This window comes from Pseudomonas sp. NPDC096917 (genome assembly GCF_044762555.1).
In the GTDB taxonomy this organism is placed as follows: Bacteria; Pseudomonadota; Gammaproteobacteria; order Pseudomonadales; family Pseudomonadaceae; genus Aquipseudomonas.
The window spans coordinates 117,298-142,832 of the sequence record NZ_JBIWEO010000010.1; the positions used below are offsets into that span (position 1 = coordinate 117,298).

The following is a 25,535-nucleotide window of genomic DNA, read 5'->3' on the forward strand; positions in this document are numbered from 1 at the left end:
GGGATTGAGTGGTGCAGGAGGGTAAACATGAGGCGAACGCGTAGGGGCGCAGTCGGGACATTCTTTGCAGCGTGCAGACATCAGACATCGTTCTTATTCCTTTAAAGCAGTCGGTCATTGACATGACTTTTGGCCAGTCTTTGCACTGAATCTGGACAGAGTTTGCGTCCGCGTTCGCAATTGGTGCGGGTTACACACCCCGGAAGCCGTAAATTCAACCGGTGAATTGCTAACGGCGAATGACAAGGAAAAACTGTGCCAAGTTAGGTAAAAATTCGTAAAAAAATATAACGCTCTAATCGTGGGCGCTACCAACGGCTGCGATCTTTTGATCTTGAACATCAAAAGATCGCGAGCAAGCTCGCTCCAACAAAGAATTGGCGTTCTCAGGCTAACTCTGCTCGAACCGGCTTCAAACTACTGGCCTGCAACAGCTCCTGGGTATACGGATGCTGCGGGTTTTCAAAGATCGATTGTGCATCGCCTTGCTCTAGCACTTTGCCGTCCTTGATCACGATCATGTCGTGGGCCAGCGCATGCACCACCGCCAGGTCGTGGCTGATGAACAGGTAGGTCAGGCCATGCCGGGCTTGCAAGTCGCGCAGCAAATCCACCACTTGTTTTTGCACGGTGCGGTCCAGCGCCGAGGTGGGTTCGTCGAGCAATATCAACTCGGGTTCCATGATCAGCGCCCGGGCGATGGAAATACGCTGGCGCTGCCCACCCGAGAATTCGTGCGGGTAACGATGCCGACTTTCGGGGTCGAGCCCGACTTCTTGCAGCACACGAATCACTGCATCTTCACGCGTTTGCTCGGTGCCGATGTCGTGGGCCAGCAGGCCTTCGCTGATGATCTGCTGCACCGACATGCGCGGGCTCAGGCTGCCGAACGGGTCCTGGAACACCACCTGCATTTGTCGGCGCAGCGGGCGCAGCGCGTCCTGGTTGAGTCTGCTCAATTGTTTGCCGTCCAGGCGGATGTCGCCTTCGGACTCAACCAAGCGCAGTACCGCTTGCCCCAGTGTGGATTTGCCCGAGCCAGACTCGCCGACAATGCCCAGGGTCTTGCCTTTTTTCAGCTTAAAGCTGACCCCGTCCACGGCCTTGACGTAATGCCGCTCACGGCTGAATAACGGCTTGGGCAGGGGGAACCAGACCTTGAGGTTGTCAACTTCCAGCAGGTTGTGCAGGTGATTGCCGGGCACTGGGCGGCCACTGGGTTCGGCTTCGATCAGCAGGCGGCTGTAAGGATGCTGCGGGGCGCGGAACAGGTCTTCGCAGTCGGCGTGTTCGACGATTTCACCGCCACGCATCACGCACACGCGCTGGGCGATTTTGCGCACCAGGTTGAGGTCGTGACTGATCAATAACAACGACATGCCGAGGCGTTGTTGCAGGTCGATCAGCAGTTCGAGGATTTTTTGTTGCACGGTCACGTCCAGTGCCGTGGTCGGCTCGTCAGCGATCAACAGCTCTGGCTCGTTGGCCAGTGCCATGGCGATCATTACTCGCTGGCGTTGGCCGCCGGACAGTTGATGCGGGTAAGCGTTGAGGCGCTTCTCGGGGTCACGAATGCCCACCAGATTCAGCAACTCCAGCGTACGTTCACGGGCGGCGCGGTTTTTCAGGCCCTTGTGGGTGACGAGGATTTCGCTGATTTGCTTTTGCACGGTGTGCAGCGGGTTAAGCGAGGTCATCGGCTCTTGAAAAATCATCGCGATGCGGTTGCCGCGCAGGCTGCGCAGTTGCGCAGGGCTGGCGCTCACCAGATCGATACCGTTGTAGCGGATGCTGCCTCGGGTTTGCACGTTCTTGCCGGGTAGCAGGCGCAAGATCGAGTGCGCCGTCACCGACTTGCCCGAGCCTGACTCACCGACCAGCGCCAGGCACTCGCCACGGCGGATGTCGAGGTTGATCCCGTGCACGACTTCCTTGCCGCCGAAGCCGACGCGCAGGTCACGTATTTCAATCAGAGTGTCGCTCATCGCAGTTCTCAATTCTCAAGTCCGGGGATCAAAGGCATCGCGGCAGGCTTCGCCGATAAACACCAGTAGCGACAAAATCAATGCCAGGGCACAGAACGCCGTCAGGCCCAGCCACGGGGCTTGCAGGTTGCGCTTGGCCTGACCGATCAGTTCACCCAGCGAGGCGGTGCCCGGCGGCATGCCGAAGCCCAGAAAGTCCAGCGCGGTAAGGGTGGCGATAGCGCCCGTGAGGATGAACGGCAGATACGTCAGGGTCGAGGTCATGGCGTTGGGCAGAATGTGCCGACGCATCAGTGCGCCATTGGTCAGGCCCAATGCCCGAGCGGCTTTCACATATTCCAGGTTGCGCCCGCGCAAGAACTCGGCGCGCACCACGTCCACCAGCGCCAGCCAGCTGAACAGCGCCATGATCCCCAGCAGCCACCAAAAACTGGGGGCGATGAACCCCGAAAGGATTATCAGCAAATACAGCACCGGCAGCCCGGCCCAGACTTCTTGCACACGCTGGCCGATCAGGTCCACCAGCCCACCGTAAAACCCTTGCAAGGCGCCGGCAGTGATGCCCACCAACGCGCTGATGGCGGTCAGGATCAAGGCAAACAGGATGGAAATCCGTGCGCCAAAAATCACCCGTGCCAGCACGTCGCGCGCCTGTTCATCGGTGCCCAGCCAGTTGTTGGTACTGGGCGGGCTGGGGGAGGGCACCTTGAGGTCGTAATTGACAGTGTCGGAGCTGAACGGGATGGGGGCGAAGAGCATCCAGCCCCCTTGGCCGGTAATCAGCTGGCGCACATAGTCGCTGCGGTAATCAGGCTCGAAGGGCAGTTCACCGCCAAAGTCGGTTTCGAGGTGGCTGGAAACAATCGGAAAGTACCATTGGTCTTTGAAATGGATAACCAAGGGTTTGTCGTTGGCGATCAGTTCGCCGCCCAGGCACACCACGAACAGGCCGACAAACAGCCACAGGGACCACCAGCCACGGCGGTTGGCCTTGAAGTGGGCGAAGCGCCGACGGCCCAGAGGAGAGAGGGTAAACATCAGGCAGTCCTCGCCGAGAAATCGATACGGGGGTCGAGCAGGGTGTAGCCAATGTCGCCGATCAACTTGATCAGCAGCCCGAACAAGGTGAACAGGAACAAGGTGCCGAACACTACCGGATAGTCCCGCGAGATCGCCGCCTCGTAACTCATGCGGCCGATGCCGTCGAGGTTGAAAATGGTCTCGATCAGCAGGGAACCGGCGAAGAACACCTCGATCAGCGCCTGGGGAATTGCGGCCACCACCAGCAACATGGCGTTGCGCAACACGTGCCCGTACAGCACCCGTTGTTCGGTCAGGCCCTTGGCCCGTGCGGTGACCACGTACTGACGGCTGATCTCGTTGAGGAAGCTGTTTTTGGTGAGGATGGTCAGCGTGGCGAAGCCGCCAATGACCAGTGCACTGACCGGCAGCACCATGTGCCACAGGTAGTCTGTGATTTTGCCGAAAAAACCCAGGCTGTCGAAATCATCCGAGACCATGCCCTGGATCGGAAACCAACTGACATAACTGCCGCCTGCGAACACCACGATCAGCAAAATGGCGAACAGAAACGCGGGCATCGCGTAACCGATGATGATGGCAGTGCTGGTCCACACATCAAACGCGCTGCCGTTATGAATCGCCTTGCGGATGCCCAGAGGAATCGAGATCAGGTAGGTGATCAGCGTGGCCCATAAACCCAGCGAGATTGAAACCGGGAGCTTTTGCAGGATCAGGTCTGTGACCTTGGCTCCTCTGAAAAAGCTGTTGCCGAAATCCAGCTGTGCATAGTTCTTGAGCATCAGCCACAAGCGCTCATGCATGGGTTTGTCGAAGCCATAGTGCTGGGTGATTTCCTCGATCAGCGCCGGGTCCAGGCCGCGGCTGCTGCGGCTGGCCCCGGAGCCCCCGGCGGCCATTTCACCGCCGCCACCGCCGACCGAGCCGCCGCTGAACCCCTGCAAACGGGCAATAGCCTGTTCAACCGGCCCGCCTGGCGCGGCTTGGACGATCAGAAAGTTAACCACCAGAATGCACAGCAAAGTGGGGATGATGAGCAATAAACGCCGACTGATGTAATGCAGCATCTCAATGCCCCTTCAACTGTGCGTTGGTTTGCGCGGTTTTACTGACTTCCCACCAGGTGTCCAGGCCCTCGTCGAACTTGGGTTCCAGGGCCGGACGGCCGAAACGGTTCAGGTACGCGGTCGGGGTGCCCACCGAGTAGTAGTTGGGGATCATGTAGTAGCCCCATTGCAGCACCCGGTCGAGGGCGCGTGCGTAGTGCACCATTTCTTCACGGCTGTTGGCTTGCACCAGCCCGTCGAGCAAGGTGTCGACGGCTGGGTCGCGCAACACAAAGGAATTGGAAGAGCCGACCTGAGTGGCGCTGCGTGAACCGAACATGTCGTACATTTCGCGGCCCGGCGAGACGATGGGCTGACCACTGCGCGGGAACGCCACCACGATCATGTCGTAGTCGCGGGCGTTGAGGCGGTTGACGTATTGCGCAGAGTCGATTTTGCGGATGTCCATGTTGATGCCGATCTGCGCCAGGGTGCGCTTGTAGGGCATGATCATGCGGTCAAAACCGCCTTGGCCATCCAGGAAAGTAAAGCTCAGCTGTTGACCCTGGGCATTCACCAGTTTGTTGTCTTTGGGGTTCCAGCCCGCTTCTTTTAGCAACGCCAGCGCTTGCAGTTGCTTGTCGCGGATATAACCGCTGCCATCGGTTTTAGGGGGCTGGTACACCTGGGTGAACACTTCATCGGGAATCTTGCCACGCAGCGGCTCCAGAATTTCTAGCTCGCGGGCGTCGGGCAGGGCAGTGGCAGCCATTTCACTTTTTGGAAAGTAGCTCTGCTGACGCACATAAAAATTGCGCATCATCTGCTTGTTGGTCCACTCAAAGTCCCACAGCAAACTCAACGCCTGGCGCACGCGGCGATCCTGAAAGAACGGGTTTAGCAGGTTAAAAGCAAAGCCTTGCGCTGCGCCCGGTTTGTCCTTGGCGAAGACCCCGCGTTGCAGGCGCCCATCGGTCAAGGCAGGGCCGTCGTAGCCGATGCTGAAGCCGGTGGCCGAGAATTCGCGGTTGTAATCAAAGGCGCCGGCCTTGAGCAGTTGGCGGGCGATGTCGGTGTCACTGTAGAAATTCACGGTCAGGCGGTCGAAGTTGTACAGCCCCTTGCTGACGGGCAAGTCTTTGGCCCACCAGTTTTTGTTGCGTTCGAAACTGATACTGCGCCCCGGATCCACTTGCGCCACCGAATAGGGGCCGCTGCCCAATGGCGGTTCGAAGCCGCCGCCGTTGGCGAAGTCGCGGGTCTGCCACCAATGCTGCGGCAAAATCCGCATGCTGGCCAAATCCAGTGCCAGGGTGCGGTTCTGGTTGCTGTTGAAGTCGAAACGGATTTGCAGCGGCCCTTCGATGACCACGTCCTTGACCTCGCCATAGAGCATGCGAAAGCTCAGGCTGCCTTTGGTCATCAGGGTGTTGTAGGTAAAGGCCACGTCTTGCGCGGTGATCGGCGTGTCGTCGGCGAACCGGGCCTTGGGGTTGAGATTAAAACGTACCCACAGGCCGTCTGGATCGCGTTCCATGGTTTGTGCGATCAGTCCGTAAACTGTGTAGGGCTCGTCCAGTGAGCGAAAGGCCAAGGGCGAATAGACCCATTGATCAACCTGTACGACACCGGTGCCTTGGTCGATATAGGGCGCGATGTAATTGAACTGGCCAATTTCCATCGCCGAGCGGCTGAGCGAGCCGCCTTTGGGCGCGTTCGGGTTCACATAGTCGAAATGCTGGAAACCTGCGGGGTATTTGGGCGCTTCGCCATAAACCGTCATGGCGGGGCCGGGCGCGGCGCTGACGCTGATGCACAGGCAAGACAGCACCGGTACCAGCAGCGAGCGGAGCAGGGGCATGAAACATGAAGACATGATGGGAATTCCTTGTGCCGCGTGTTGAATCATCGACTGCTTTGAAAAATCTCACAGCCCGGTACTCAAAGGCTATGGGAATAAAGGTGGGAGCGGGCTTGCCCGGCTCCCACACGATCACCGTCGTGCGCTAAATAGGCGCTTGCCCGGTGAGGGGCAAGACGGTTTCTGCAGGCGGCACTCAGAAGTGGTAAGTCGCGCGGGCGAAGAAGGTACGACCCAGCGGGTCGGCATAACGTGGATCGTAACCACTCTGGAAGTTATAGGCCTGATTGGTGAACGGCGGGTCGCGGTCAAACAGGTTTTTAACCCCGACGTCCAGGTCCACGGTTTTGTCGAAGGTGTAGCCCCCCGAAATATCCCATATGGTGTACGACGCCACGCGAGCGTTGGCTTCTGGGTTGGCGTCCTTGTAGCTGCTGGTAAAGCGGTTAACCAGCGAGGCGCGGTAGGCACCCAGGTTCCAGGTGCCGCTCAAGACGTGCTTCCAGCGCGCAATCATCCCGTCGTCTTGAAACGCGCTGACTTTGTCGGTGTAGCTGCCACCAATCGTTGTCTGGTAGTCATAGCGCGATACATAAGTGCCTTGCAGGCCCAGGCCGAACTGGCCGTACGGCGTGTTGGGGAATTTGTAGTCAACGCTGACGTCCACACCGCTGGTTTTAACCGCACCCAGGTTAGCGAGACCGGTCTGTACGTAGTTGAGGGAACCATCGGCGTTGCGAATGTAGCGATCGGCATACGTGTTGGGGTCATCAAATAGCGTGGACTCAGGGAACTCGGCGATCTGGTTGGCGATGTGAATCCACCAGAAATCCAGGCCGACAGACAGTTCACGCACCGGTTGATACACAAAGCCCAAGGTTAAGTTGCGAGCTGTTTCTGGCGACAGATCGGTATTCCCCCCCGTGCGGTTATGGAATTGCTGGCCGCAGTCGCGACCGGCATCGCCGCCCGGCTGCACCGTGCCGCCCGTGCACAGCCTGGGGTCGTTGTAGAAACCCTGGGTGTAGGTGGTGTATTGCGGGTTGTACAGCTCATACAACGATGGCGCGCGGAAACCTTCGCTGTAAGCACCGCGCACTACGAGCTCTTTGATCGGCTGGTAGCGGAACGAGTATTTCGGGTTGGTGGTGCTGCCGAAGTCGCTGTATTTATCGTGACGCACAGCGGCCGACAGTTCGAGGCTGTCCAATACCGGCACATTCAATTCGGTGTACACCGCCTTGACGGTTCGATCACCCGAGACGCCCGCATCCGGGTCGACGCCGAGGCTGCCAAGGTCACCCGCGTACTGCGCGTAACTTTGATGGAATTTCTCTTGGCGGTATTCGCCACCGACCGCGAGCCCGGAGGGGCCGGCACCAAACCAGTCACCCACTTCACGACTGGCGCGGCCATCGATGGCCGACACGCGTCCGACAGAGGAGATGTACTGACCGTGGTATTGGTTGGCATCAATCAACCGCTGGCCGGCTGCGCTTTGTGGGCCGAACGGGTTGATGATGCCATTGGCAATGCCGTCGATCATGGCGGAATCGCTGACAAAACCGCCGGTGATGCTTTCGGTCACCGAGTTTTGGTTGTACGAAGCACCGAGGTTGTAATCCCAGCCTTTGGCGAGGCCGTCAAAGCTCAGCACCAAGCGTTGGCTGGTGTTCTGGTCTTTGGTTGAGCGGCCACCGGCAGCGGTTTCACGCCAGTTAAGACCAATGGGCTGGGTTGGATCAAAGGACGCGCTGGTGGACGCCGGGGTGATGCCGTTGCCTGGGAAGTAAGGCGAGGTCGGGTCCATGGTCAGGCCGGTCAGCGTCGATGGGGCAATGGCGACAGCGTTGTTATTGCGCGCCCAAAAGTATTCCAGATTGACGTTGTCGTCATCGGTGATCTTGCCGGTGGCCTTGCCGAAGAACGAGGTTTTCTCGGTTTCCGGCACCAGGTCCAAGTAGTCGCGGGTGTTGTAACGGCACACACCTTGGCGTGATACCAGGTTAGTACCGTTGCAGCCGGTGGCCGACAACGGGTTGGTGGTCACGCCATTCTGGCTGTAGTTAGCCGGGTACGAAACGCCAGAGGTTTGGTCCAGGCCGCGGCCCGGCACGTAACTTTGAGAGAACGAGCGGTCCTTGGCTTGCAGGCTGTCCTGCTTGTTGTAGCCCACCACACCGAACACGTTGAAGCGGTCTTTTTCCAGATCGCCATAACCCCAGCTGGCATTCAAGTCATGACTGCTGCCACCGCCGCTGTGGCTTGGGGTGTCACCGCCCAGGGTGAGGGAGCCATCGGTCAGTGATTTTTTGGTAATGAAGTTAATGACCCCACCGATGGCGTCAGTGCCGTACAGGGCTGATGCGCCGTCACGCAACACTTCTACCCGCTCAATGGCGGCGAAGGGGATGGTGTTGAGATCGACCGCCGAACCGTCGACCGCGTTGTTGCCCAAGCGCCGACCGTTGAGCAGCACCAATGTTTTGTTGGCGCCGATACCCCGCATGTCGGCAAAGCTTGAGCCTCCTGATGACGAACCCACCGAACGTGCTGCGTTAACCAGTGACTGGTTGCCCGTGACCCGTTGCAGGATCTCAGCGGTGGTGGTTACGCCCTCATTACGCAATTGTTCGACGCTGAGAATGGTGATGGGCACCGCCGTCTCGGCATCCACCCGGCGAATGGCCGAGCCCGTCACCTCAACGCGTTGCAGTTGGGTGGTCGGTGCTGTCGCCCCTTGGCTGTTTGCGTCCTGCGCCGCACTTATCTCTGCCGCCTGTAACTGGCCCGTGCTCATCCCCAGAGCGACGAGATACAACGGCACAAAACGATGCCGTTGCAGACTTTCAACAAGTGGTTTTAAGTTAAAACCTGAACGCTGGTTCTGCATGGTTCCATCCGACTTTTTAGATGTTTATTGGCATGGCCTTGTGGGCCCTCATGACTGGGGCTGGGTTGTGTCGACCCTTGGCAAATCACTTTCTTCAAGCAAGCCGCTCCCCCAGCGCGGACAAAACAGCGTCCGCGCGCGGCATTCAGTACTGCGTGGTTACAACGGGATTTCTTTAATGATGGGTAATGGCCAATATTTGTTTCGGTTAAGTTGAGTAAAGCAACCGGTGTGCCAATACGTTTGATTGATGTAAGTCATGTGAACTTTTTTATAATTTTTATATCAATGGCTTGTTGGGGGCAGGCAGGGTTAGGTCGCGTTAAAACGACGCGTTCTTGCGAACGTTGAAAGGAGGGCTTTAATAAGAATGGCCTGCACTCTTATTGTCTGACAATCAGGCAGGGCGCGGCTTTGCTGTTAGAAACCGTACATTGATGTAACAGTTTTCTGCTAATTATTCGTACAGTTAAAAAGTGAGCGGGTTATCGCCTTGGCGTTAAATAAACGATGTGCCGGGCGTTGATAGCCCTTGAAAGAGCGCGCTCGCCTCGCGATCTTTTGATCTTTCAAAGATCAAAGCAAGCTCGCTCCTGTAGGGGGTTAAAGGAGCGTGTCAATTAATACTCAACAACCCGTCCTGGCTCGTCGACATCACTTATCAAACCCTCTGACGGGTGTTGCCACAGTCGGTAATACAGGCCTTCACGTTGATGCCGTTGACTTCAATCACGAGGTTTTGGGCCTCTATTCGTACTTAGCCCACGTTGATCAGGCTTTGCCGGCAGTGCAGCGTCAGTCTGGCGCCGCCGCCTTCACGGCCGCCGACTTCAAGGCCAAAGCCATGCAGGTTGACGATGGCGGCCACGATGGACAGGCCAAGACCAAAGCCTGCGTGCTTGTCGTCGCTGCGATAAAAACGCTGGAACACGGCTTTGCGCTCGGCCTCTGGAATTCCGGGGCCGGTGTCGAGCACTTCAATGCGTGGGCTGCCTCCGTCATCGGTGGCCCGCAAAATCACCTCGCCGCCCGGTGGGGTGAACTTGATCGAATTACTCAGCAGATTGGCCAGTGCTTCAAACAGCAACGCGCGGTCACCCGTCAGGCTGGGGAGTGTTGGCGGGGTGTCTAAAATCAACGTGACCTGTCCCTCCTCAGCCAGTGGCAGGTAAAAATCGTACAGCTCCTGAAGCAAGGCCAATGGTTCGAGCTGCAGGAAACCCGAACGCCGCTGGTGGTCTTCCAGCTCGGAAATGCGCAATAACCCGCGAAAGCGTGCCATCAGTGTGTCGGTCTCACCGATCACTTCATCCAGTTGCAGCGCTTCGGGCGAGCCTTCTAGGGCTTGCTGCTGAATCCGGTACAACTGCGCGCGCAAGCGGGTGAGTGGGGTCCGCAGGTCGTGGGCGATGTTGTCGCACACGCCTTTGACCTCGTGCATCAGCCGCTCGATACGGTCGAGCATGGCGTTGACGATAGCGGCCAGCATGTCCAGTTCGTCACGCCGGTTGGACAGCGGCAAGCGGTAGGTCAGGTCGCCGGCAACAATCGCCTCGGCGCTGGCCTGAATGGCCCTGATACGCTGCAGCGGGCGGCGACGCAGCAAGTGCCAGCCAGCGATGCCAGGGATAATGGTCAGCGACAAGCCCCATATCAGCGCATGCAGGATGATCCGGGTCACGGCGAACAGCGAGCCGTTATCGCGCACCAGTACCAGCCAGCGTCCATCCTGAGTCTGGGTGGCAACCGCGTCACAACTGTCTTGTGGCAGATCGGGGTCGTCGGAAGCGATGCACGTGGCCAATTCGTGAATCTGGCCATCGAGCGGCAGGTCGGGCGGAATGCTCCGAATCGGGCCGCTGATGGGCTGGTGTTGCCGATCAAACAGCCCATAGGCATCAACTGCGCGCATATCGAATGTCATGCTGGTGGCGAGCGCCTCATCCAGTTGCTCACCATGAAAGCGCGCAAACAGATGCTGGCGCTGCATCAACGAGTGCTTGGCCAAGTTGCCCAAGTAGTCCGAGACCTCGTAATACAGCACCCCCATGAGGATGCAGCTCCAGGCCACGAACAAAAAGCTGTACAGCGCCAGCAGCCGGCTGCTGGAAGAACGCCAGCCCTTAGAGGGGTTCGGCAATGACATAACCCGAGCCTCGAACAGTGCGAATAAGCGGCACCAGGCCTTGTGGGTCGATTTTCTTGCGCAGGCGCCCGATATGCACGTCGATCAGGTTGGTGCCCGGGTCGAAGTGATAGCCCCAGACTTCTTCGAAAATCATCATCCGCGAAAGGATTTGCCCGGTGTTACGCATCAGGAACTCCAGCAGCTTGTATTCGGTGGGCAACAGGCTCAATTGCTGCTCGGCGCGGCTGGCTTCGCGGGTGATCAGATTCAGCTCAAGGTCGGCCACACGCAACGAGGTTTCGTGCTTGTCGACCGGGCTTTTGCGCCGCAGCAATACTTCCACCCGGGCGGCCATTTCGTCGCTGGCAAAGGGTTTGGTCAGGTAATCATCGCCACCGGCTCGCAGGCCGCGTACTCGCTCGTCCACGTCAGACAACGCGCTGATCATTAAAATCGGCGTGCTCACACCAATCGTGCGCAGGGTGGTCACAATCGCCAGCCCATCCAGTTCCGGGAGCATGCGGTCGAGGGTAATCAGGTCATAGTCGCCGCTCACGGCGCGCACCAGGCCTTCACGGCCATTGGCGACCCAGTCAACCTCCAGCCCGTGGCTACTCAATTCAGCCACGATCTCTTTCGCCGTTACGGCATCATCTTCGATGGTCAAAATGCGGGTCATACTGTCACCTGTTTAGGTCTTTTGAGCAGTGAGCACATTTTGCCTCTAAAAAGCTGAAACGTTTCTTAATAATCTTTCATGTTCAGCTCTGCTTCAGATTAGGGTAGACCACCGGCGTGATATAACGCGTGACCGCTTTTAATCAGGACCCCTCCGTTATGCAAACCCCCTCGCAACGGCCGCTGTGGAAGATTTATCTGATTTTTCTCGCGCCGATGGTGCTCTCGAATTTCTTGCAGAGTTTTTCCGGCACGCTTAACGGCATCTACGTCGGGCAACTGCTGGGGACTCAAGCGCTGGCTGCGGTGTCGGGGATGTTTCCGATTATTTTCTTTTTTATCGCCCTGGTCATCGGCCTTGGCGCCGGGGCGTCGGTGCTGATTGGTCAGGCATGGGGGGCGCGCGAAACAGCGATGGTCAAGCAGATCACCGGCGCCACGCTGACCTTGGGGGCCTTGATCGGCCTGGCGGCGGCGGTGCTGGGCAGTGTCTTCGCGCGTTCGGCGTTGCAGGCGCTGGGGACCCCGGTTGACGTACTGGACGATGCCGTGGGGTATGCCCGGATGATGATGCTGATCATGCCGACCTTGCTGGTGTTTATCCTGTTTACACAGTTGTTGCGAGGGGTGAGTGACACGGTGTCCCCGTTGCTGGCGCTGATGGTCTCCACCACCGTGGGCCTGATATTAACCCCGGCATTGATCCTTGGATGGGCGGGATTGCCGAAAATGGGTATCCAGAGCGCGGCCCTGGCGGGTTTGGTGAGTAACCTGTTGGCCATGCTGTTTCTGGTGCTGCGCTTGCGTCATAAAAAACATGTCATGTCGCCGGATCGACAATTGTTGCAGGCGTTGCGCCTGAACTGGGAAATTCTCGGCAAGGTACTGCGCATCGGCCTGCCGACGGGCTTGCAGATGGTGGTGTTATCGCTGTCGGAGCTGGTGATTCTGGCCCTGGTGAACAGCCATGGCTCTGAGGCCACGGCGGCGTATGGCGCGGTGACACAAATCGTCAACTATGTGCAGTTTCCGGCGCTGTCGATTGCCATCACCGCGTCGATCCTTGGCGCCCAGGCCATCGGTGCCGGGCGTGCCGAGCGTATTGGGCCGATCCTGCGCACGGGGTTGTTGATCAATCTGTGCCTGACCGGGTGCCTGGTGGTGCTTGGCTACGTGCTGTCCGACTGGTTGCTCGGCTTGTTCATCACTGACGTGCAGGCCCATGCGCGGGCTGAGCACCTGCTGCACATCATGCTCTGGAGTATTTTGGTGTTTGGCTTTCAGGCCGCGATCAGCGGGATCATGCGCGCCAGTGGCGTAGTGCTGGTGCCGATGGGCATCACCGTATTCTGCGTGCTGTGCATTGAACTGCCGGTTGCCTATGCGCTTGATGCGCGCTTGGGCCTGGAAGGCGTGTGGATGGCGTTTCCAGTGACCTACATCGCGATGCTGGTGATGCAGACTGCGTATTACCGCTTGGTCTGGCGGCACAAGCCGATTCAGCGGTTGGTATAGGGGCTGACCTGTTTGTCGAAGAGGCTGTGCAGACGCTGGAAGTTGGCATGCCAGACTCCCAGCGTTGAAGCCGTGAACCGGTTTAACCCGCTTTAACGCTATTTCCGATTTGCCAGACGTACAGGGGTTCGGTGCCGTTGATGGTCCAGTCCCCGACAATCCGTGCTTTGTAGATCCACGGGTTATGCGACGCGGCTGTGCGGGCGTTGCGCCAGTGACGATCGAGGGACTTGTCGACGCTCACACCCGAAGCGCCGAGGGCGTTGAACAGGTCGGTGGTGGCCCGCAGGATCAATTTCGAGACCACGATCTGGGCCTTTGACGTCTCGATTTCGGCATCGATATTGGCCTGGCGTTCGGCTTCGGTATCGTCGCTAACGCGCGCGATATACGCGCGCTGCAAAGGCTCGGCCGAACGCAAGGTCGCCGCCTCGGCGGCATATACCTGTGCCGATATTTGTCCGACCACTTGTTGGATTTGCGCATCGCCGCGAGTGGTGTCGGCCGTGCCATGGCTGAACACGCGCTTGCGATCACGCACTTGCTGCGCCACATCGCGCTCTACCGCGCGGCCAATGCCGGCCAGTACGGCCAGCAACACCAATTGGTAAAAGGCGGTCTGGTATTTGAAGCGGGTTTCGAACGGGATCACCTGTTCGGCACTCAGCGGCACATCGATATATACCGAGGTGCCGCTGCCGGTGGTGCGCTGGCCAAAGCCGTCCCAGTCATCGCTGTGGCTGACGCCAGCGTGGCGGGCGTCGACGATGGCGATCACATCGGCGCCGTTGTCCGAGCGCTGGGCGTACACATCGACCCAGTCGGCAAAAATGCTGCCGGTGCTGTAGTACTTGGCGCCGTTGAGTACAAAGTCCGCGCCTTGTGGCCGTACCTTGGTGATGACCTCACCGAGTTTCACCGCGCCGACTTCGGTCCAGCCGTTACCCACCAGGTCACCGGCCACGAAGCGTGCGAACCAGGCATCCCGCGCCGGGCTTGGAGGGGCGTTGAGGCGGTCTTCAACAAAGGCAAAATGGCCGCGCAGCGATTGCACAATATTGGAGTCGGCCTCGGCCAGCTCGATCAGTAATTGAAGCAGCTGGCTGATTGAGGCTCCTGCGCCGCCGAATGCCACCGGAACCCGGATGGCGCCCAGGCCTGCTTCTTTCAGCCAGCGGATCGGCTCGTAGGGCAGTTCGCGGGCCTGCTCGCGCTCAACCGTCCCGGCGGCGATTTGCCGAAACAGCGGGCGGAATCGATTGGCCAGCGTTTCATAGTCGGTGCCGACGGACAAAGGGTTTTGGCTCATGACAATGCTCCTGCATCAATGAAAGGTCACTGGCATGTCGGTTGCACAGTCTGTGCCGTTCTTCCATCCCTCGAGAGTGCGGGCTATTGCCGGGTTTGACAGCGCTCAACTGTTGGTTTTGCAACAACAACCTTACACGCTGTACGCAGATCGGACAGTTGCGTGTATGGGCAAGCTTGTGCCTACAGGTTCTGGATTGGCTGAAGTGTTGGTTTGCCAACTGTTGCCTGGCCAACATCAAGTGGACAGATTGCACGCTGGCTGTAGCCTTCTTGATCAATCATGTTTTTATAAGTGATTGAATTTAAACGTTATTTAAAATCGGCACGACCTGTGCAGTAGCACCTTCAGTGTTTTTATTGCATTGGAGTCTGCCCATGAGCATTTCTGTATCACCCCCTGCCAAGGCCCACGTGATCACGTCGGACGCCGAGGCCATCGAGGTGGCTAAAGCGTTGGCTGTGCGTTTTGCCGAAGAAGCCTCGGTGCGTGATCGTGACCGCCGCTTGCCGGTGCCTGAGCTGGATGAGTTTGCCGCCAGTGGCCTGTGGGGCATTACCGTGCCCAAGGCATACGGTGGCGCCGGGGTGTCTTATGTGACGGTCGCCGAAGTGATCAAAATCATTTCTGCCGCTGATTCTTCCCTGGGGCAAATTCCGCAAAACCACTTAGGCGTGCTGGATATTCTGTTGCACACCGGCAGTGAAGAACAAAAGCGTTATTACTACGCCAAGGCGCTGGACGGCTGGCGTTTCGGCAATGCTTTTTCGGAGTCCAAGAGCAAGAACGTCGGGGCTTTTCAAACCCGTATTCGCTTTGAAGACGAACAAGCGGTGATCGACGGTGAGAAGTTCTACTGCACCGGCGCGCTGTTCGCTCACATCGTCCCGGCCGTGGGGGTGGATGAACAGAATCGCGCTTTTATCGCCTTTGTTGAGCGTGACAATCCGGGCCTGACCATCATCGACAGCTGGGACGGTTTCGGTCAGCGCACCACCGCCAGTGGCGGCGCTGTGCTGAATGCGGTGCGTGTTCCGCTGAGCGCCGTCATCCCGGCTCATAAGGCATTTGACGAGCCCACCGCAGACGGCCCGATCTCGCAGATTATTCAGGCGGCGGTGGACACCGGCATCGCCCATGGCGCATTTGAACAGGCGCTGATTCACGCGCGGCTGGCGCGGCCTTGGGTCGACAGCCAGCAGGAGCACGGCTGGCAAGACCCTTACACAATTGCTGCGATTGGCGATCTGCAATGGCGCCTGCATGGCACCGACGCCATTCTGGCCAAGGCCGGTCGTGCCATCGATCACGCATTGGCGTCGCCCAGCGAAGAGAGCGTGGCCGAGGCCTCTGTGGTTGTGGCTCAGGCCAAAGTGCTGTCGGCTGAAATCGCTTTGCTTGCCAGCAGCAAACTCTTCGAACTGGCCGGCACCCGCTCGGTGCTCGGCAAACATAACCTGGATCGTTTTTGGCGCAATGCGCGGACCCACACCCTGCATGACCCGGTGCGCTGGAAATATCACCTCATTGGCAACCGCCTGCTCAACGGCATCCAGCCCCCACGCCATGCCTGGAATTGATCGAGGAACCACGACTATGAACAGCCCGGCAATTGTTTTGCCCAGCCAGCTTGCGGCAGCTGCACACGATTTGCGTCTGGCGCGCCAAGGCCTGGAACAGACCCTGACGTTTGTGCGCGAACAGGCCCAGCCATGGGCGCTCAGCGGCCTGAACAAAGCCGTAGACGACCCGTACATCATCGGCAAATTCGGTGACCTGCAGATCCGTGTCGACGTGGCCGAGGCGCTTTACCAGCGCGCCGAACACTTTGTCGGCACCGCCGCCCAGACCCAGGTCGCAACCGCTGAAGCGGTGATCGCCAGCGCCGATGCGTTGCAGGCGGTGGGCAACGTGCAGCAAGAACTGACCGGCAGTCGCCCGGCGTGGCCCTCCCTGGAAGGCCGAGAGCCCTTGCGCTGGCAGTACCAGATGATTGGCAACCACCGTTTGAACGGCGTCGTGCCGCCGCAGCTTAAGGAGTAATTCGATGTCCCGTGAAATTCGTCTCAACGCTTTCGACATGAACTGTGTGGGCCACCAGTCGCCCGGCCTTTGGGCGCACCCGCGTGACCGCTCATGGCAGTACAAAGACCTCGAATACTGGACCGATCTAGCCAAAATCCTTGAGCGCGGCAAGTTCGACGGGCTGTTCATCGCCGACGTGCTGGGCATTTATGACGTTTATCAAGGCAACGGCAATGCGGCGATTCGCCAAGGCGCGCAAGTGCCGGTCAATGACCCTCTGCAACTGATTCCGCCCATGGCGATGGTCACCGAACACCTGGGTTTTGGTCTAACGGCGTCCTTGTCGTTCGAGCACCCGTATCCATTCGCTCGGCGCCTGTCCACGCTCGATCACCTGACCAAGGGCCGTGCAGGCTGGAACATCGTCACCTCGTACCTGGAAAGCGGCGCCAAGAACATCGGGCAAAAGGCCCTGACTGAGCACGACTCACGTTACGACTACGCCGAGGAATACCTGCAAGTGTGCTACAAACTCTGGGAAGGCAGCTGGGAAGAGGGCGCCATCCTGCGTGACCGCGAGCGCCGAGTGTTCAGTGACCCGAGCAAAATTCATGAGATCCAGCACGTTGGCAAACACTTCCAGGTGCCCGGCATCCACCTGTGTGAGCCTTCACCGCAACGCACGCCTGTGCTCTACCAGGCGGGTGCATCGAGCCGTGGCAAGCAGTTTGCCGCCGAGCAGGCCGAGTGCGTGTTTGTGGCGGCGCCGTCAAAAGTGCTGTTGAAAAAGACCGTGGCCGATATTCGCCGTCGTGCCGCTGAGGCGGGCCGTGATCCGTCGAAAATCCTGATTTTCAACCTGCAAACCGTGATCCTCGGCGAGACCGACGCCAAGGCCAAAGCCAAGTTTGAAGAGTACAAAAGCTACGTCAGCTACGAAGGCGCGATGGCCTTGATCTCCGGCTGGACCGGGATCGACTTCAGCCAGTTCAAACCTGACGAGCCGCTCAAACACGTGCACACCAACGCGATTCAATCAGCGGTGGAAACCTTCTCGACCGCCGATCCAGACACCATCTGGACGCCCAATGCGCTGGCCGACTGGGTGGGCATTGGCGGTTTTGGTCCCTTGTTTGTCGGCAGCCCTGAAACCGTGGCTGATCTGCTTGAAGAGTGGGTGGCCGACACCGACGTCGACGGCTTCAACCTGGCCTATGCGGTGACTCACGAAACCTTTATCGACGCCGTGGATTTGCTGGTGCCGGAGCTGCAAAAACGCGGGGTGTACAAAAAGGAATACGCGCCGGGGACATTGCGCGAAAAGCTGTTTGGTGAAGGCCCGAAACTGGCCGATTGGCACCCGGGGGCTGCCTACCGTAACCTCGGTGAACTGAACCGGACGCGGGAAAAAGACCGCGCCTGAGGCAATGTTGCTCATTTAAACGAAAGAAGCCCTGTCGGTGGCTGTTTGTTTAAGTGAGCCGTGTGACTGTATCCAACAGAGAGAATAACCATGAGCGAGCCACAAGGCGGACAGGCAACCTCTGCCATCCGCGAGGCCGATGTGTTGATTGTTGGCGGTGGCCTGAGCGGCACCTTGCTGGCCATGCAATTGCTGCGTTTACCGGGCGCCCGGCACATTGTGCTGGTCGAGCCACGTGCCGAACTGGGCCGGGGCGAGGCCTACAGCGCCACTGAGCTGGGGCACACCCTTAACGGCAACGCGGCGCGTATGAGCGTCGACCCGGATGATGCCGACGACCTGACCCGCTGGCTGCAAGCGCATATTGCGCAGGGCGGCTGGCCCGAGTCTGCTGAACAGCCTGTGCCGGTCGCGCATTTATTCCCGCCCCGCGGACTGTTTGGCCAATACGCCCAGCAGCGCTTGGCCGAGGCGTTGGCCATCGGCACGCCGCAGGGGTCGAGCCTGACCCATGTTCGCGACGAGGTGGTTGACCTGCAAATCGATGAAAGTCAGGTGCAGGTCACCCTTAAAGGGGGGCGCCAGTTGCAGGCCGCTGCGGCGGTACTGGCCACCGGCATGTTCCCGGCGGCGCGCACGGCGCAGCGCCAGTCCAGCGGGTTAAACGCGGCAGCGCTGGACCCGTGGGATGTCGAGGCATTGCGCGGCTTGGCGGTGGATGCGCGGGTGCTGATCATTGGTTCCGGGCTGACCATGGTGGATGCGCTGGAGTCACTGAATCGGGCCGGGCATCGCGGGCCCATCGACGTGTTTTCACGCCATGGCCTGTTGCCGCATGTTCGACGTCAGCCACCGGCCTGGGAAGACTTCCTGAGCCTTTCGCCCGAAGTGCGCAGTCCGCTGCAACTGCTGCGGGCGTTACGTCGCCAGTGCGAGTTGGCTGAGGCGGCGGGGATTGATTGGCAAGCCCCGCTGGACACGGTGCGGGTGCATATCGGCAGGTTGTGGAGCCAGGCCAGTGACGTCCAGCGCCGCCAGTTTGTGCGTCATGTACGGCCGTGGTGGGAAAGCCATCATCATCGCTCCCCGCCACAGGGCAATGCCTTGCTGGAAAAACGCTTGGAGGAGGGCCGCTTGACCATTCGCGCCGCCTCGTTGCAAGGGGTCGAAGTGAGCGCCGATGGACGCCCGCGGATTCGCCTGCGCTATCGCGGGCAAACGGACTCAAGTCTGGTCGAGGGCGATGGGTTGATCAACTCCACCGGCATCGAATATGACTGGCGTCGGGTGGACAAAGCCTTGCCCCGGCAGTTGCTGGAGCGAGGGTTGATTCGGCCGGGGAACTTAGGCTTGGGCATTGCGGCGGATCGGAGCGGGGCGGTGTTGAATGCACAATCTGAGCCCGCCAGGCGCCTGTTTGCCATGGGCCCGCCGTTGCGGGGTGAGTGGTGGGAAAGTACCGCAGTGACGGACGTTGCCTTGCAGGCCAAGGCCTTGGCGGCACGCTTGGTGACGGGCAAGTAATGGTCGTGGGAGCTGCCGAGGGACTAAGGCTGCGCTCTGTTGATGTTTAAGGTCAACAGATTGCAGCCTGCGCCAGCTCCTACAAAGGGGGGAAGTCAGGGGGGGCTTTTACTCCGCCGTAGACGGTTTTTCCCACAGGTTAATCCCGCCTTCCAGCGCAAAACGGTCGATTTCGGCCAATTCTTCAGTGCTAAACGCCAGATTCTGCAACGCCCCGACGTTCTCGATAATCTGCTCCGGGCGGCTCGCGCCAATCAGTGCCGAGGTTACGCGCGGGTCGCGCAGGGTCCAGGCCAAGGCCAACTGGGCGAGGCTTTGACCACGGCGTTTGGCGATTTCGTTCAGTGCACGTGCATGGGCAATGTTGGTTTCAGACAAATGCTTGGCCTGTAACGAACCACCGCCCGGGCGATTGACCCGCGCATCCGCCGGGATGCCATTCAAGTATTTGTCGGTCAACAACCCCTGGGCCAACGGGGTAAAAGCAATGACGCCAGTGCCGAGTTCCTCAGTGGTATCCAGCAGGTCTTTTTCAACCCAGCGATTGAGTAGGTTGTACGCCGGTTGGTGGATCAATAACGGCACTTTCCACTCGTTCAAAAGTGCGGCTATTTCGCGGGTCTTGACCCCGGAATACGACGAAATACCGATGTACAGTGCTTTGCCCTGTTGCACGGCGGTGGCCAGCGCGCTGGCGGTTTCTTCCAGCGGGGTGTCCGGGTCGAAGCGGTGCGAGTAGAAAATATCGACATAGTCCAGGCCCAGGCGCTGCAAGCTCTGATCCAGGCTGGCGAGGATGTATTTGCGCGAACCGCCGCCCTGGCCGTATGGGCCGGGCCACATGTCCCAGCCGGCTTTGCTGGAGATGATCAGTTCATCGCGGTAGTGCTTGAAGTCTTCACGCAGCAGGCGACCAAAATTGATCTCGGCGCTGCCGTACGGCGGGCCGTAGTTGTTGGCCAGGTCAAAATGGTTGATGCCCAGGTCGAAGGCGGTGCGCAGCAGGGCGCGCTGGGTGTCGATGGGCGTGCTGTCGCCAAAGTTGTGCCACAGCCCCAGAGACAGCGCTGGCAACACCAGGCCGCTGCGGCCTACGCGGCGATAAGGGATGGATTCATAGCGGTTTGGGGCTGCGGTATAAGTCATCGAAAAGTCTCGTGTTGAGGATGTAGAGACTCTGCATGCCGGTTGGCCGGACGCTTCAATCCCAGATTTTCACGCAGTGTCGTGCCCTCGTAGTGAGTGCGCAACAACCCGCGCTTTTGCAGTTCTGGCACCACCTCTTGTGCAAAGTCTTCCAGGCCGCCTGGCAAGTGCGGTACCAGAATATTGAAACCATCCGCAGCACCGTTTTCGAACCAGCGCTGCAGTTCGTCGGCAATCTGTACAGGGGTGCCTATCAGGCTGTAATGCCCGCGGCCGCCAGCAATCTGTCGACCCAGTTCAGCGAGGCTTAGGTTCTCCCTGCCAGCCAGCTCGGTCAACAGCTTCTGTCGACTTTGTTGGCCACTGTCGGTCAGTGGCAGTTCCGGCAATGGGCCGTTCAGCGGGTATTGCGACAGGTCAAAATTACCCAGCATGCGCCCCAGCAAGGCGACGCCAACCTGCGGCTCTACCCATTGCTGAAAAGCGTCGAATTTTTCTCGGGCCAGGGCTTGGGTGTCGCCCACCACGACAAACACGCCAGGCATGATTTTCAGATCCTCGCTGCTACGTCCGTAGTGCGCCAGGCGGCCTTTGAGATCAGCGTAGAACGCCTGCGCATCAGCCAGCGAGGTTTGCGCGGTAAATACCACTTCTGCGGTTTGCGCCGCGAGCTCGCGACCGGCTTCGGACGACCCTGCTTGCACCACAACCGGATGCCCCTGGGGCGAACGCGCTACGTTGAGCGGGCCCTTGACCTGAAAGTGCTCGCCGACATGGTTCAGCACATGCAGTTTGGCCGGGTCGTAAAAGACCCCGCTGGGCTTGTCGCGGACAAAGGCGTCGTCTTCCCAGCTGTCCCAGAGTCCGGTCACCACATGATGAAACTCCCGCGCCCGGCTGTAACGTTCGGTGTGGCCAAAATGCTGCTCGCGGCCGAAGTTCATGGCTTCGGCGGCGTTGTCGGAGGTCACCAGGTTCCAGCCAGCACGTCCGCCGGACAGGTGGTCAAGGGAGGCAAACTTGCGCGCCACGTGGTACGGCTCGTTGTAGCTGGTCGTGGCCGTGGCGATCAGCCCGATGTGCTCGGTCACGGCGCTCAGGGCCGAGAGTAATGTGAGCGGCTCGAAGTGCACCGAATGCGCGGTACGGCTGGCAATGTCGCTGGGGGCGATGGCTACGTTGTCAGCCAAAAAAAGGGCATCGAAGCGGGCTGCCTCGGCGATCTGTGCCAAACGCTTGTAATGGGCGAAGTCACTCCCGGCATTGGCCGGTGCATCAGGATGGCGCCACGCGGCAATGTGGTGACCGCTGCTCATCAGGAATGCGCCGAGCTTGATTTGACGGGTCATTTAAAAATCCTTGCGCAGTTGAATGCCGAAGTAACGTTCGTCATCGCGGGGTACGGCGCGGTAGATATAGTTGCCGCCGCTCGCCAGCAGGGGCGAGTACGATGTGTTTGCCAGGTTTTTGCCCAGCACTGAAACCCGCCAGCCGTTGCTGTAGTCGGCCAGGGCGACGCTGGCATTCCAGATGCCATAGGCGCCTTGTTTGGTGTTGGGGTTTTGACTGATGTCGTATTGCACTTCGCTTTGCCAGCCGTAGTCCGTCCCCAGTTCGATGTCCAGGCCGTTGTCCAGCGGCAGGGTGTAGTCAGCCCGCACGTAGGTTTTCCAGTCCGGGCTGAAGGGCAGGGTCTTGCCATTGACGTTGCACGAGGCAGCGGCGCCGACCGGGCAGGCAAACTCATCGATCCGGGCGCGGGTGTAGGCCAGGGCGCCGGATAACTTCAGCTGTTGGGTGGCCTGCAAGGCGTAATCGAGCTCGACACCCTCGGTGCTGACGCTGCCCGCGTTGATCAGGCGAGTCACCACTTGCCCGGCCACGGTGTCGTAGAAGTTGGCCTGATAGTTGTCGTAGTCACTGTGGAAGATGGCGAGGTTGGCCGTCAGTCGATGGTTCCAGGTGCTGGTTTTGATCCCCAATTCCCAGTTATTGGAGGTTTCGGGTTTCAAAGCCTGGGTGTCGCGTGGCTGCATGTTGAAGAACACGTTGTAGGCCGGACCTTTATAGCCGCGCGAGTAGGTCAGGTACGTGGTCACTGCATCACTCAGGTCGTACTGAGCGCCAAGACGCCCGGACCAGCCGTCTTCATCAACCGAGCCGGAACTGCTGGTGGCGGGGTTGATGCCGCTGACCGCCGTAGCCGAGGTCGAGACCCTGCGGTGGTCGTATTCCAGACGGTCATGGGTGTAGCGCAGGCCGGCGATGCCACGAAAGCGTGAGGTGACGTTCAGCGTGCTTTCGCCAAACACCGCATAGCTGTCGCTGGTGGTGCTGTAGTTGGCAATACCCCGGTCCACGCGCGTGGTCGTGGTTGTGGTCAGCGTGCGCTGGTAAGTTTCGTCGTCTTTACCGTGCATGTAGAACAGGCCGCCGACGTACTCCAGAAACTCACCTTTGGGCGAGGCCAGGCGGATTTCCTGTGAGTATTGATCGAACGACAGATCACCTTTGTCGGCGGTGCCGGGGAAGGCGGCGGTGACGCTGCTGAGGCGGTCGCCATCCTGATACTGAGTGTTGTCCCAGCCGCGCCAGGCGGTAATCGAGGTCAGGGTGTAATCCCCCAGGTTCCAGTCCAGTTGGCCGGAAATGCCTTTGTTGGTGTCGTTGATGTAGGTGCGGGTATCGGTGTTGATCTTGCGATTGTCGCTCGATGGACTTACCGGGCTAAGGGCGCCGGTAAAGGTCGGGGCCAACGACTGAGTGATGACCCCATTGGGCGCGTCATCGTGAGACTGCATGTAGTCGGCGATCAGGGTGAATTTCACGTCGTCGTCAGGCGTGAACGCCAACTTGCCGCGTGCGCCCTTATGGTTGTAACCGTTGACCTCCTGGCCGTTGTAGACGTTGTCGACGTTGCCGTCATAACTGCCGACCAGGGCGGTGAATGAGCCTTTGAGGGTGTCGGGGATCAAGCTGGCGCCAATCCCGAAACGGGTGCGGCTTTCGTTGCCGCTGTAGTACGACTGATCGATGTAGCCGTGGGTCTCGCTGGTAGGCGCTTTGCTGGTGATGTTCAGTACCCCGGCCGAGGCATTCTTGCCAAACAGCGTGCCTTGAGGACCGCGCAGCACTTCAATACGGTCGAGATCGAGCAGGTCCAGGGTCGACTGGCCGGGGCGGGCGTACACCACGCCGTCGATCACCGTGGCGACGGTCGGTTCAACCCCCGGTGACGTCGAAATCGTGCCGACCCCGCGAACGAACAGTGACGTGTCCTTGTTCGATGCGCCGGTTCGAAAATTCAGCGACGGCACTTGCTGCACGATGCTTGAAACGCTGGTGCGGTTATCGCGTTCAAGTTGCTCGCCATCCAGTACCGTCACGGCCACCGGGACTTTTTGCAGCGACTCTTCGCGGCGAGTCGCCGTGACTGTCACCGATTTGAGTGTCGGCTCGGTGTCAGCACTGTCAGCAGCAAATGCACCCGGCAAAGGCAGCGCCGTCAGCCCGGCGAGCAGCCAGCTCAGATGGGCGCGACGTGGTGTGGCGGCGCGGATTGACTGCGCCAGTGTGTGGGGGACTGCGGGAGTGTTGTGCATGGTCGTGCTCAAAAAATGCCCTGAACCGCTGCCGTAATGGGTTGGCAGCACCTTTTATGTGTCTGGGGCATTCGCTCGAGCGAGTAGCAGACAAACGTTGTTTTGGTTGTTTTGTTAGCGCTAACATCGCCAGTATTGATACGCGCCCCATAGATCGTCAAATACCTAAAAAATATTTTTATATTCCTTTTTGCTTATTTCAGGGCTGCCACATGGATCAGGACACACCCCGTAAACGACGTGGAGCAGGGCGGGTCACCTTGAGCGCTGTGGCGCGTGCAGCCGATGTTTCGGCGATCACCGTGTCGCGTTATTTCAACCAGCCGGAACAAGTCTCGTCTGAGCGTCGCGAGCGGATTGCTGCTGTGGTTGCCGAGCTTGGCTATGTGCCGAATCTGGTGGCCGGCGGCTTGGCCTCGGCGCGGGGCAAGATCGTCGGCATGGTGATCCCGAACATTTCCGGGCCGATCTTTGCCGACACCATTCAGGGGTTCAGCGACACCTTGAGTCGGCATGGCTATCAACTGTTGCTGGCCTCGAGTTACTTCAGCGTCGAGCAGGAAGAAAACGCCGTTCGGGCGTTTCTTGGATGGTCACCGGCTGCGCTGGTATTGACCAGCCATTTTCACAGCCCTGCGACTGAGAAAATGATTGCCGAAACCGATATCCCGGTGATTGAAACCTGGGACTACCAGCCCGAGCGTGAGCCGCTGCAAATCGGTTTTTCGCATTATGAGGTGGGTGTCACGGCAGTGCGTTATCTGCATGGCAAGGGCTGTCGGCGTATCGCCTTCGTGCAGAACAGTGCCCCGGGGGATTTCAGTGCGCTGGAGCGCCGCGATGGCTACGCGGCAACCGTTCGTGAGTTGGGGCTCGAACCCTGGGTATTTGCCCCGGACGCGAACCGGGCGCCTTTTGAGGCGGGCAAGCAGGCCATGCAAACGCTGATGAGCGGCATACCGCGTCCGGACGCTATCATCTTTGCCAACGACAACCTCGCAGCCGGTGGCTTGCTGGCGGCGCAGCGGGCGGGTTTGGACATACCCGGTGATTGCGCGGTGCTGGGGTTTGGAGACTATCCGTTTGCCGATATGTTGCTGCCGAGCTTGAGCACCATCAAACCGCCTGCGCTGGAGATCGGCGAACTGGCCGCCACCCGCGTGCTGCAAAGCCTCGGTGTGTTGCACGTGGAAGGTGAGGTGCAGCGGCTTAACCTGCTCGATTGCCGCGTGATACAGCGCGAAAGCGCGTAGGCACGAGCAATCTGTGGCAGCCGGCTTGCCCGCGATGGCAGCGGTGCGGATTAACAGAAAATCCGCATCGCCTGCATCGCTGGCAAGCCAGGCTCCCACAGGTTTC

Annotated in this window: 17 protein-coding genes; 6 read left to right on the forward strand and 11 right to left on the reverse strand. The window is 59.3% G+C overall.

Translation table 11 applies throughout. The features are described from left to right. Positions 1-386: 386 nt before the first annotated feature. The 7 genes from ACIQYF_RS13590 to ACIQYF_RS13620 form a co-directional block, all read right to left on the reverse strand. Positions 387-1,985, reverse strand: coding sequence for an ABC transporter ATP-binding protein (locus ACIQYF_RS13590; protein WP_402862258.1), 1,599 nt, complete (start codon positions 1,983-1,985; stop codon positions 387-389). A 15-nt stretch (positions 1,986-2,000) separates the two neighbouring features. Beyond that, positions 2,001-3,023: an ABC transporter permease gene (locus ACIQYF_RS13595; RefSeq protein ID WP_402862261.1), complete on the reverse strand. Its 1,023-nt coding sequence runs from the start codon at positions 3,021-3,023 to the stop codon at positions 2,001-2,003. Beyond that, entirely contained in the window at positions 3,023-4,093 is a 1,071-nt protein-coding gene (locus ACIQYF_RS13600; RefSeq protein WP_402862264.1) for a microcin C ABC transporter permease YejB, read from the reverse strand. The genes ACIQYF_RS13595 and ACIQYF_RS13600 overlap by 1 nt, the downstream gene beginning before the upstream one ends. Before the next feature lies 1 nt (position 4,094). Beyond that, positions 4,095-5,933, reverse strand: coding sequence for an extracellular solute-binding protein (locus ACIQYF_RS13605; RefSeq protein ID WP_402862587.1), 1,839 nt, complete (start codon positions 5,931-5,933; stop codon positions 4,095-4,097). Between the two features lie 196 nt (positions 5,934-6,129). Then, complete coding sequence (locus ACIQYF_RS13610; protein WP_402862267.1) at positions 6,130-8,826, reverse strand: TonB-dependent receptor; 2,697 nt, start codon at positions 8,824-8,826, stop codon at positions 6,130-6,132. A gap of 757 nt (positions 8,827-9,583) precedes the next feature. After that, positions 9,584-10,972, reverse strand: a complete 1,389-nt coding sequence (locus ACIQYF_RS13615; RefSeq protein ID WP_402862270.1) for a sensor histidine kinase — start codon at positions 10,970-10,972, stop codon at positions 9,584-9,586. Continuing rightward, positions 10,950-11,633, reverse strand: a complete 684-nt coding sequence (locus ACIQYF_RS13620) for a response regulator transcription factor (protein WP_019409082.1) — start codon at positions 11,631-11,633, stop codon at positions 10,950-10,952. The genes ACIQYF_RS13615 and ACIQYF_RS13620 overlap by 23 nt, the downstream gene beginning before the upstream one ends. A gap of 158 nt (positions 11,634-11,791) precedes the next feature. Between ACIQYF_RS13620 and ACIQYF_RS13625 the strand changes: the two genes are divergently transcribed. Then, positions 11,792-13,147: an MATE family efflux transporter gene (locus tag ACIQYF_RS13625; RefSeq protein WP_402862275.1), complete on the forward strand. Its 1,356-nt coding sequence runs from the start codon at positions 11,792-11,794 to the stop codon at positions 13,145-13,147. An 82-nt stretch (positions 13,148-13,229) separates the two neighbouring features. Here the strand turns inward: ACIQYF_RS13625 and ACIQYF_RS13630 are convergent, their stop codons facing one another. Beyond that, the gene (locus tag ACIQYF_RS13630) at positions 13,230-14,456 is read right to left on the reverse strand and encodes an acyl-CoA dehydrogenase family protein (RefSeq protein ID WP_402862278.1); all 1,227 of its coding nucleotides are present in this window, start codon (positions 14,454-14,456) and stop codon (positions 13,230-13,232) included. Positions 14,457-14,833: 377 nt separating this feature from the next. Between ACIQYF_RS13630 and ACIQYF_RS13635 the strand changes: the two genes are divergently transcribed. From ACIQYF_RS13635 to ACIQYF_RS13650, 4 genes are all read left to right on the forward strand, one after another. Then, complete coding sequence (locus ACIQYF_RS13635) at positions 14,834-16,036, forward strand: SfnB family sulfur acquisition oxidoreductase (RefSeq protein ID WP_402862280.1); 1,203 nt, start codon at positions 14,834-14,836, stop codon at positions 16,034-16,036. 16 nt (positions 16,037-16,052) lie between these two features. After that, positions 16,053-16,499 carry an acyl-CoA dehydrogenase gene (locus tag ACIQYF_RS13640; protein WP_402862282.1) on the forward strand — a complete coding sequence of 149 codons (447 nt, stop codon included), beginning with the start codon at positions 16,053-16,055 and terminating at the stop codon, positions 16,497-16,499. 4 nt (positions 16,500-16,503) lie between these two features. Further along, complete coding sequence (locus tag ACIQYF_RS13645) at positions 16,504-17,904, forward strand: LLM class flavin-dependent oxidoreductase (protein WP_402862285.1); 1,401 nt, start codon at positions 16,504-16,506, stop codon at positions 17,902-17,904. Between the two features lie 90 nt (positions 17,905-17,994). Continuing rightward, on the forward strand, positions 17,995-19,428 hold the full coding sequence (locus ACIQYF_RS13650; protein ID WP_402862288.1) for an FAD/NAD(P)-binding protein: 1,434 nt from the start codon (positions 17,995-17,997) through the stop codon (positions 19,426-19,428). A 108-nt stretch (positions 19,429-19,536) separates the two neighbouring features. Here ACIQYF_RS13650 and mgrA read toward each other — a convergent pair whose 3' ends face one another. Genes mgrA through ACIQYF_RS13665 form a run of 3 tightly spaced genes read right to left on the reverse strand, consistent with a single transcriptional unit; the run spans position 19,537 to position 24,176 of the window. Further along, positions 19,537-20,574 carry an L-glyceraldehyde 3-phosphate reductase gene (gene mgrA, locus ACIQYF_RS13655; protein ID WP_402862291.1) on the reverse strand — a complete coding sequence of 346 codons (1,038 nt, stop codon included), beginning with the start codon at positions 20,572-20,574 and terminating at the stop codon, positions 19,537-19,539. Next, positions 20,571-21,923 (reverse strand): LLM class flavin-dependent oxidoreductase, encoded by a 1,353-nt coding sequence (locus ACIQYF_RS13660; RefSeq protein WP_402862294.1) that lies wholly within the window; start codon positions 21,921-21,923, stop codon positions 20,571-20,573. Before ACIQYF_RS13660 ends, mgrA begins: the two co-directional genes overlap by 4 nt. Beyond that, positions 21,924-24,176, reverse strand: coding sequence for a TonB-dependent receptor (locus ACIQYF_RS13665; protein ID WP_402862297.1), 2,253 nt, complete (start codon positions 24,174-24,176; stop codon positions 21,924-21,926). It abuts the gene before it with no gap. Positions 24,177-24,388: 212 nt separating this feature from the next. Between ACIQYF_RS13665 and ACIQYF_RS13670 the strand changes: the two genes are divergently transcribed. Further along, positions 24,389-25,429 (forward strand): LacI family DNA-binding transcriptional regulator, encoded by a 1,041-nt coding sequence (locus ACIQYF_RS13670; protein ID WP_402862300.1) that lies wholly within the window; start codon positions 24,389-24,391, stop codon positions 25,427-25,429. Positions 25,430-25,535: the final 106 nt, after the last annotated feature.